Below are 9523 nucleotides of genomic sequence, written 5' to 3' on the forward strand. Positions count from 1 at the left end.
GAGATCTGTCGCGCCCGCTCGCAGCAGCTGCGCTTGAGCGGGGACGAGATCGATATGCTGGAAGCCGTGCAGGGAATCGTCCTCGACGAGCATGGTAACGATACGCCAACTTCCTGTTGGTGCCAGTGAACGACGGCAGTGGCGGAATCGACGGCGGCGGGCATTGGTCGCTGCTGTTCGTCGGTCGACGCGAGCTGGAAAGATGGCTTATCACTACGACTCTTCCAGTGGATTTCACCTCGCTATTGCAAATCTCCTGGCAGCAAAGTTCGGCGCAACCTGCAGCCCGACCGCAGGGAAGCAACTATGATTGCGGCGTCTTTGTGGTGGAAGCCACACGGGAGCTGGTTCGGCGGTTGACGCAAGGGCAGCGTCCTGAGGACGGGCTGCGGCATCTCGCTGGGCTGATGAACTTGACGGATGCTATCGGTGAATGCGGCCATTGCCGTCCTCAAAGCGGTGGATAAAGATGAACCGAAGGCCAGCACGGCGGCGGCGACGACTGGATCAAGCTCATTTTCCGCCGCATGATCGAACGCGATTGGTCCGCGGACCAGGGAGGCGATATCTTCGTGGCGCGCGCTGATATGATCCAGGATCGGTCTTTGCGTCTCGCGGTTGTGGCCGCCGACGAAACCAGCTTCGGTACGGAAGCCGAGCTTCACGAAGCGCTCATCGCCGATCGCGATGCGCTGCACGCGTAGACTCTGCCACATTCGAGCGGTGCCCGTCCCGATCCCGATGACCATTCCCCATCGCTGGATACGGTCCTGCGCTGGTCTCTCGCCTTCTATTGACGTAGCTCGACTTTGATCCTTTGAGGACAAGAACGGCAGCGGCTCGCGCGAGCAGATCTTTTGGAATCTGGCTCACTGCAGCGCGGGCGCGTTCCTTGACATCCTGCGCAACAGACCCACCAGTCCTGGCGTCTTGAAAACGAGCGCGCAGAAGTCCGGTGTAGATTGGCGCGGACACGATGCCGTGCCGAATTCTGCCCGGAACTGGCGTACTGGAGCTCGGTGTCAACGGAGATTTTAAATCGGCGCCCCAACAGCCATTCATGGAGAAGCCAGATGCGACGTGTGTAGAGTTCTTGAAGCAGACGCCCTCTCTGGCGTGACTATCCGAAAGGTACCGCGTTTACCGTGAAGAAACGTCGGCAGGTAAATGGTTTGCCGCGAGAGGCGCTGGCGGAGACGATCGAACCTAACGTCAATCAGCGATACGTATGGTTTTGCAATCTCATGCTCGCGGCCGGGCCTCACATGAGCAAAGCTTAATGCGGGACGGCGCGTCTCTCTCCGCTTCGTGATGACCGGCACGGAGAGTGCCGTATAGGGTGCCCGTGCTTTCGCGCCCGACCGCATGTTCGAGCTTCCACAAGGATCAAGATGCCCTCACACCGAGCGACCGCCCTTTTCGTTGCCGCACTTGTTTGCACGACCTCGCTATCAAGCAGCGGCCTCCGCGCCCAGACCACGGTTACCTCCGAACCCCCCGCCAGCTTCACGCTCGACAACGGCTTGCAGGTCGTGGTGATCCCCGATCACCGCACGCCCGTCGTGACGCAGATGATCTGGTACAACGTCGGCTCCGCCGACGAGACGCCGGGCAAGTCCGGGCTCGCGCATTTCCTCGAGCATCTGATGTTCAAGGGCACGTCGAAGCATCCGGTCGGCGAGTTCTCCCAGACCGTGCTCCGCGTCGGCGGCGACGAGAACGCCTCGACCTCGGTGGACTACACCAACTATTACCAGCGGGTACCGAAAGAGCAGCTGCCGACCATGATGGAGTTCGAGGCCGACCGCATGACCGGCCTGATCCTCAAGGACGAGAACGTGTTGCCCGAGCGTGACGTCGTGCTCGAAGAATACAACATGCGCGTCGCCAACAATCCGGACGCGCGGCTGAACGAGCAGATCATGGCCGCGCTCTATCTCAATCATCCCTACGGCCGGCCGGTGATCGGCTGGCACCAGGAGATCGAGAAGCTCGATCGCGAGGATGCGCTCGCCTTCTACCGCCGCTTCTACGCGCCGAACAACGCGATCCTGGTGATCGCCGGCGACGTCGACGCCGCCGACATCCGTCCGCTGGTCGAGCGCAATTTCGGCTCCATCCCAGCCCAGCCCGCGATCCCGGCTCGCCGCGTCCGCCCGCAGGAGCCGGAGCCCGCGGCGCCGCGCACCGTGACGCTGGCCGATCCGCGCGTCGAGCAACCCGGCTTGCGGCGCTATTACCTGGTGCCCTCGGCGACCACGGCTGCGGCAGGCGAAAGCGCGGCCCTCGACGTGCTGGCGCAGCTGATGGGCAGCGGCAGCAACTCCTATCTCTACCGCGCGCTCGTGGTCGACAAGCCGCTCGCGGTCTCCGCCAGCGCCAGCTATTCGAGCATCTCGCTCGACCCGACCCAGTTCGCGATCTCGGCTTCGCCCAAATCCGGCGTCAGCTTCGCCGAGGTCGAGCAGGTGGTCGACGGCGTCATTGCCGACATCGCGCAGAATCCGATCCGCGCCGAGGATCTCGAGCGGGTCAAGACCCAACTCATCGCCGAGGCGATCTACGCCCAAGACAACCAGGCGGTGCTGGCGCGCTGGTATGGCGGCGCATTGACCACGGGCCTGTCGATCGAAGACATCCGGAGCTGGCCAGATCGCATCCGCGCCGTCACCGCGGAGCAGGTCCGCACCGTCGCGCAGAAATGGCTCGAGAAGAAACGCTCCGTGACGGGCTATCTGATCAAGGACACCGCGACCACCAAGCGCGAGGAGAAGCGTTCGTGAACCATTCCTTCCGTCCCGCAGGACACTTGCTACGCAAACGTCGCTTCGCGCTGTCCTTCGTCATCGGTGTAGCGCTCGCGGTGGTGGCGGTCTCGCCGTCGCAGGCCGCCGCGAAGATCCAGCACCTGACCTCCCCCGGCGGCATCGAGGCCTGGTTCGTGCAGGATGCGACCGTGCCGCTGATCGCCATGGAATATTCCTTCGCCGGCGGCTCGGCACAGGATCCCAAGGACAAGTCCGGCGTCGCCAATCTGGTCGGAGATCTCCTCGACGAAGGCTCCGGCGACCTCGACTCCAAGACCTTCCATGAGCGGCTCGATCGCCGCGCCATCGAGCTCTCCTTTAGCGCCACCCGCGACACCTTCCGCGGCAGCCTGCGCATGCTGCGCGACAACAAGGACGAGGCCTTCGACCTGCTGCGGAGCGCGCTGACCTCGCCGCATTTCGAGACGGCCGACGTCGAGCGCATCCGCGCCCAGGTGATCTCCACCCTGCGCGGTGAATCGACCAATCCGTCCTCGCTGGCCCACCGCAAGTTCCTCGAAGTCGCGTTTGGGGATCATCCCTATAGCAGGCCGGACACCGGCACGCTGGACAGCGTACCGAAAATCGAGATCGCCGACCTGAAGGACTATGCGCGCCGGGTCCTCGCCAAGGATACGCTGCGCATCGCCGTGGTCGGCGACGTCGACCCCGATACGCTCGGCAAGCTGCTCGACAAGACCTTCGGCAGTCTGCCGGTCAAGGCTGAACTGACGCCGATCCCCGATGTTGTGGCGGCCAAGCCGCCGCAGTGCGCCTTCATCCCGCTCGACGTGCCGCAAACCGTCGTCACCTTCGGCGGACCCGGCATCAACAGGCACGACGCGGATTTCATGGCGGCCGATGTGGTGAACCACATTCTCGGCGGCGGCATGTCGTCGCGTCTATTCAAGGAAGTGCGCGGGAAGCGTGGGCTGGTCTATTCGATTCCTGAAGCGCTGCTCTGGATGGATCACTCCGCGCTATTCATCGGCAACACCGGCACCCGCGCCGATCGCGCCGGCGAGACCGTCGATGCGGTCGAAACGGAAATCCGCCGGATTGCCGACGAGGGCCCGACGCAAAAGGAGCTCGACGAGGCCAAGTCTTACCTCAAGGGCTCGCAGATGCTGGCGCTCGACACCTCTTCCAAGCTCGCGCAGGCGCTGCTGCAATATCAGCTCGACAAGCTGCCGATCGACTATATCGAGAAGCGCAACGGCATCGTCGACGCGGTGACGCTTGATGATACCAGGCGGGTTGCGAAGAAGCTCTGGGGCGACGGCCTGCTCACCGTAATCGTCGGCCGCGCCCCCCAGGCGGCCGCCCAGCCGACCGCGGCGACCCCGAAGCCGAACTGATGTTTTCCTACGCGCACCTCCATTGCGGCTTACCCGCTCCCTACCCTCTCCCCCGCAGGGGGGAGGGTGCCTGAACGGGGCGCTCACCTCAAAGGCGCGTTGCAGATGACCGAAGTCATCGGGATCAGTAAGAGGCGCATCGGCCGAGGGGCTCCCTCCCTCTTGCGCTGACGGGATCCCGAAGTGATCGATCGGGATAGGGGGAGCCTCGCAGCTCCGCCCACCGGGTCACCGGAGGCGGTCGCCTGCCCCCCGTTCCCACAGAACGTGGCGTGCGGATTTCCCGCACCACGCTCTTCGGCAGTTGGTTCGCAGCTTTCACTACTATCTGTTCAAGTTTTGTTTCCCCATGTGGACGGCTTTCCCGTCCTCGGAGTGTCGGGTCGGGGAGGCCCATTGAAGGGCTTGCCCGCCGCTCAAATGGCTCGTGCAGGTTTCCCGCAAGCCGCTTTCATGAATGGGCTTTCATGATTTGAAGTGAAGGGATCAGTGAGACAAGGCCAACTAAAGCGGGATGGGGTTAGGCTGAATCGATTTGGGACTGAACGAAGCCGCTGGCGCGGCATTGCAGTGAGGTGACGGCCAGCTACCCATTTCGGCAGTCGGTGACGCCACGATTGATACCGGTTTTGTTTCGGCTGTCTTTTCCATGAATTCAGGCTGCCACGGTTTGCCTTGGTCGAGCAAACCGATCTCTTGCTTCGCCGAGAGGATATTCTCCCCGCCCCCTTGCAAGAGAGCCAGCATCGAGCGTGATGCCTATTGCACGATGTTCTCACTCGATGATGAGACCCTCAATAATGGCGGCGAGAGCATTCTGACCAGCAAGGGTAATCTCGGGCAATTGCTCTTTTGCCGATCGTCGCCCTTGACCGTCCGCGTTGTTGTGTTGAGCTGTGTCTGGTCCAAGACGTCGATGTCTCAAGCCCGACAGTAAGACGGCAGCATTCCGCCAGCGCAGCGAGAGGCGCGTTGTTTCTTCAGGAAACGCCCGCAGAACGTCATTGGCACGTTGGTTGCTTGAGATGCGGGGTGATCCGTTACGACCACGATCGCAGCCCTTGTTTAAGAGTTCAGATGAAACTTGCTCGATTGATCCAAATCAGTGTCATGCTGATGCTGCCGCGCCCGTCACGTGCGTGGCCGTCGCGGGGCCTCTCATCTCCTGATGGCGCTTCGGTCTCCCGGCGAGGACAGGATTGCTCTGCACCCGGAACTGGATGGAGCGACGCCAGTCCAGAGGTGCTGCGCACCATGTTCGAGGCAATGTGCCGCGAGCCGTTCCAACAGATTCGTCTGGCGGACGTCCGCCTCCAGCTGAAGCGCGGCGATCTGACACCAGCAGCAGCGGATGCGCAGGTAGTGTTTTCGAAGCTAACAGGCGGCGGGATGCCGTCGGTGTTCGCTCGTAGATAGGCAATTAGCCGATGCAGGACGGTTGGGAACTTCGAGAAGAAATGAGGCAACGAGAAGAGCTCAAAGCCAAGCTCTTCCGCGCTCAATCGGATGTGGCCAGGCGTAAGGCTGAGTTGCTGGACCTCGAGCACAGGATTCTGAAGAACCTTGACGCTAGCACAGAGCTGATCTGCTGGTAGCAGGGTTTGCCTGTCGCTCGCGCGATGAGGTCGCTTTGGCCTGATCGTCGGATTGTGTGATCGAAAGTGGGTGCTATGCAGAAAACGATCGATAGCAAGCGCGGAGTGGGTGCGGCTTCCGATGACATCCGGACAACCGCGAGTCCTGTGTCGCAATTTCGCGGGATCGATCATATTGCGATTGCTGTGCTCGATCTTGAGGCCTCAATTCAATTCTTTCGGGACGTGCTAGGTTTTGAGTTGAAGCGCCGTTTTCACATCAAGGGTCAAGCGACGGGCATGCTATCTGCTGAGTTCGAGAGCAGGGGCATCAGGTTTGTTTTGTGTCAGGGTACTGAGCCGGCTTCTCAGGTCTCAGAGCTCGTGCGGCGTCACGGCGTTGGAGTTGCTCATATCGCTCTTGAGGTCGACGACGTGGATGCTGCTGTAGAGACCCTAAAGTCTCGTGGTCTGGGATTTGACACGAATGTGATACGTGGCCCTGGACTGACACAGGCCTTCTCGAGCCGCTCCATTGAGACCGGGCTTAGCTTCGAAATCATTCACCGAGATGGAGAGAGTGGTTTCCTCGAATCGAACGTCCAGCAGCTTTTTGACCAGCTTGAACAGTCCGGCAAATATTGAGCGAAGAGGCGTACGGCCTTAGACCTCCAGTCGTGCTCCGACGTAGGCGTGATCTCCATAGCTCCGTCCTCCTCCAAGGCTCCATGATGGATTTCCGGTTGCAAAGTTCGGCAATGAATTTCCTGAACGAGGTCTCGAGTCGGTTTCCCTCAGCTGTCTCGCTTGCGTCTGGTAGGCCGAGTGACCGATTTTTCGATAGACTCAACCCCCATGCGCTGTTGAATGCATTCGGTGTGTATCAAAGGTATTGGGCTGGCGATCGTGGCCAAGTATGGTCTCAGTTGTTGCAGTATGGTCGAACAGCGGGAATCATCAACGAGCTTGTTGCGCAACAGGTGCGATCCGATGAGGGGCTCCCCGCTAAGGTGGATCGCGTCCTGATCACCTCAGGATGCCAGGAAGCGCTCGCTCTCTGCCTGCCGGCGCTGTGTCCCGAATCTTCGGATGTGCTCCTGGCCTGTAATCCCACCTATATTGGAGCAATTGGTGCAGCTAATGCTGCGAGGGTGCCTATTGCAGCGTTGTCCAACTCAGCGTCTTGCGTTGCAGACGCGATCGAGTCCGCCGTTGTGCAATTGGGCCGAAATGGTCGAAGAGCTCGGGCAACATATCTTATTCCCGATTTTGATAATCCGACAGGACGCGTCCTCGATGTGGTCGCACGACGGGAGATCCTCGAAGTGTGCGCCAAACATAGGATCGTCGTTTTGGAGGACAATCCATATGGGCCATTTCGGTATGAAGGAGATGCGGTGCCTCCGATGGCCGTTTTGGATGAGGTCGGAAGTGTTATCTACCTGTCCACATTCTCCAAGATGCTAAGCCCAGCTCTTCGCGTCGGAGCAGCAATACTGCCCGATACCATCTTTGGAGACGCAGGTGCTTGCCGGACACTTTGGGAAGATCTGGTTCAGCGCAAGAGTTTCGTTACCGTGAATACGAGCCAAATTAGCCAAGCGATTGTGGCGGGGCTCTTGATCGAACAGCGGACAAGCTTACGTGGCTGGATCCGGCCGGCGCTGGATTGGTATCGTGCAAATCGCGACCTTATGTTGTGTCAGCTGGACGATGTGTTTTCGCCTTTGTCGGACCAGGTTCGATGGAATCGTCCTGCCGGCGGCTTCTTTCTGACTCTCGATCTTCCTTTCAGATTTGACGCGAACACCGCGGACGAGTGCGCAACGCATTACGATGTCATTGTTATGCCGATGAGCTTCTTCGCACTGGATAACTCTCAAGACTGCCGGATCCGATTGGCGTTCAGCTCGGTTGCTCCCGAGCAAATCTCAACTGCTGTGAGAGGTTTAGGTCACTATGTGGCGCGGCGCGTCGGGCGGGAATTGCCCAGGCTACGCGACGGCTTGGCTGGAGCGTGAAGATGGCCCATCGGTCTCCTCCGGTGCACGCCGGCGCGCGTCTCTCGGTGGCCACACGCTCGGCGCGTCACACACGTGGAGGTTTTGTCATGGACGTGGGTTACGAACATCACGACATATGTGTGTTGGCCTCATCGAGTTGCGAAGTCGGCGATTGGGGTGGGCAACGACCTGCAGCCTCACCAATTGGTTCTACCGTCTTTGTTGGCGGTGGTACGCTAGCTATTAGGTGTGCAGAGCTAGCAATGGAGATGGGCTACGTCATCGGCGCGGCCCTTTGTGCCGACGCCATCTTCCGCGATTGGACCGCTCGCGCCAATATCTTGTGCCTAGCGAGCGTTGAAGAGCTTGCCAAATTGCTCAATACCGAACCGGTGGAGTGGATATTTTCTGTTGCCAATCCGTTCATATTGCCGGCGGATGTGTTTGGGCGAGTGCGTCGAGGCGCTTTCAATTACCACGACGGTCCCTTGCCACGGTATGCGGGAGCTCATGCGACGTCTTGGGCGCTGCTGGCCCAAGAGACCGAATATGCCATCACGTGGCATCGCATAGATCATGGTGTTCATACGGGTGACCTGGTGGTTCAACGCCAAGTCCTGATTGGACCTACCGACACCGCCTTAGGCCTGAACCTCAAATGTTATGAAGCCGCAGTCGAGGGATTCCGCGAGCTTTTAACTGGGTTAACGAACGAAAGGCTTGCCGCCCGTCCGCAGGCGCTAGCGGACAGAAGCTATTTTCCGAGGCGCCGACGCCCAGATGCTGCGGGCTGTCTGCGATGGGATAGATCCGCGCAAGATCTCTCAGCGATGACGCGCGCCTTAGACTTTGGGCCGCATCATTCCAATCCTTTATGTCTGTCCAAGGCTCTTGTGGGCGATGACGTTGTCGCAGTCAGGTGCTTGGAGGTGTCGTCTGGCCACTCGGGCTTATCGGCGGGTTCCCTGGTTGAAATCCACCCCAGCCACTGGCGTGTGGCGACGGGTACAGAGGATGTTGATGTTTGGTTTGACAGCCCGGATGGTGAGGCTCTGGATGCGCGGGCACTCGCGAGGCAGTCCGATCTGGATCTAGGGCATCGCCTCCCGATTTTAAGCGATGACGAGGCTCGGGGCATAACTGTTGCCCATGAAATGCTGGCGCCTCGGGAGAGTTTTTGGCGGCAGCGGCTTGAGCAGTTCAAAATATTGCAGCTTCCGTTTCTGTCGGCTTCAGAAGCTGCGACTCCACCCATATGGCAGTCGAGTTCGTGGCTCATTCCAAGTGCTCTAGCTAAGCTGTCGCCATTTGATCGCACGGAATACCTAATAACTGCTTGGCTGACCTATCTCACTCGCGTCACTGGCGAATCACAGCTCCAATTGGGATGGACGCCCGCACAGAATGGATCGCGGGCCCGGTTGAAGGCGGCGGAGGTGATTGTCGCTTCCGTCGTGCCGATGGAAATTACCATTGATCTTGGTCATGATTTTGCAGGGGTGCGCAGGGTGGTCGCCGCCGAATGCGCCGAGCTGAGCGAGCACGATAGCTTTGCGCGGGATGTGATCGCGCGCTGCCCGGCATTGCGGGTGATGGAGGTGCTGCGATCGTGCCGGCCCTGGCCCATAGGCGTCACGGTTACTGAAAACGGCTGTTCCGCTGCTGGTGATCTGGCTTCGCGCCCGAGTTCTGAAGCGGTCCCGTCGGGCCATTTGCTGACGTTTGAGGTTTGCGCTCTGGATGGGAGCTTTCGATGGCACTTTGATGCAAGTCGCTTGGCG

The 9523-nt window shown here is 60.0% G+C and carries 7 protein-coding genes and 1 pseudogene; 7 read left to right on the forward strand and 1 reads right to left on the reverse strand.

Annotated elements, in window-relative coordinates; genetic code table 11:
- Positions 1-242: 242 nt before the first annotated feature.
- Entirely contained in the window at positions 243-749 is a 507-nt protein-coding gene (locus QCM77_RS40380; RefSeq protein ID WP_280096514.1) for a hypothetical protein, read from the reverse strand.
- A 642-nt stretch (positions 750-1391) separates the two neighbouring features.
- On the opposite strand from QCM77_RS40380, the gene QCM77_RS40385 reads away from it, so the two are divergent.
- The 7 genes and pseudogenes from QCM77_RS40385 to QCM77_RS40415 all read left to right on the forward strand — a co-directional run.
- Positions 1392-2783 (forward strand): M16 family metallopeptidase, encoded by a 1392-nt coding sequence (locus QCM77_RS40385; protein ID WP_280096515.1) that lies wholly within the window; start codon positions 1392-1394, stop codon positions 2781-2783.
- Entirely contained in the window at positions 2702-4165 is a 1464-nt protein-coding gene (locus QCM77_RS40390; protein WP_280096516.1) for a M16 family metallopeptidase, read from the forward strand. Before QCM77_RS40385 ends, QCM77_RS40390 begins: the two co-directional genes overlap by 82 nt.
- 745 nt (positions 4166-4910) lie before the next feature.
- Positions 4911-5039 (forward strand): annotated as a pseudogene (locus tag QCM77_RS40395) (AAA family ATPase); the annotation flags it as partial.
- A 158-nt stretch (positions 5040-5197) separates the two neighbouring features.
- Positions 5198-5581, forward strand: a complete 384-nt coding sequence (locus tag QCM77_RS40400) for a hypothetical protein (RefSeq protein ID WP_280096518.1) — start codon at positions 5198-5200, stop codon at positions 5579-5581.
- A gap of 254 nt (positions 5582-5835) precedes the next feature.
- On the forward strand, positions 5836-6384 hold the full coding sequence (locus tag QCM77_RS40405; RefSeq protein ID WP_280096519.1) for a VOC family protein: 549 nt from the start codon (positions 5836-5838) through the stop codon (positions 6382-6384).
- Between the two features lie 83 nt (positions 6385-6467).
- The gene (locus QCM77_RS40410; protein WP_280096520.1) at positions 6468-7760 is read left to right on the forward strand and encodes an aminotransferase-like domain-containing protein; all 1293 of its coding nucleotides are present in this window, start codon (positions 6468-6470) and stop codon (positions 7758-7760) included.
- Positions 7761-8005: 245 nt separating this feature from the next.
- Positions 8006-9523 (forward strand): formyltransferase family protein (locus QCM77_RS40415; protein ID WP_280096521.1); only part of this gene is annotated, 1518 nt, incomplete at its 3' end.

It is taken from the genome of Bradyrhizobium nivariense (genome assembly GCF_029846695.2).
In the GTDB taxonomy this organism is placed as follows: domain Bacteria; phylum Pseudomonadota; class Alphaproteobacteria; order Rhizobiales; family Xanthobacteraceae; genus Bradyrhizobium.

What these genes read in the sequence shown, in the direction of transcription:
- QCM77_RS40380 (WP_280096514.1), bottom strand. Translation starts at nt 749, where the DNA reads ATGGTCATCGGGATCGGGACGGGCACCGCTCGAATGTGGCAGAGTCTA.
- QCM77_RS40385 (WP_280096515.1), top strand. Translation starts at nt 1,392, where the DNA reads ATGCCCTCACACCGAGCGACCGCCCTTTTCGTTGCCGCACTTGTTTGC.
- QCM77_RS40390 (WP_280096516.1), top strand. Translation starts at nt 2,702, where the DNA reads ATGGCTCGAGAAGAAACGCTCCGTGACGGGCTATCTGATCAAGGACAC.
- QCM77_RS40405 (WP_280096519.1), top strand. Translation starts at nt 5,836, where the DNA reads ATGCAGAAAACGATCGATAGCAAGCGCGGAGTGGGTGCGGCTTCCGAT.
- QCM77_RS40410 (WP_280096520.1), top strand. Translation starts at nt 6,468, where the DNA reads ATGATGGATTTCCGGTTGCAAAGTTCGGCAATGAATTTCCTGAACGAG.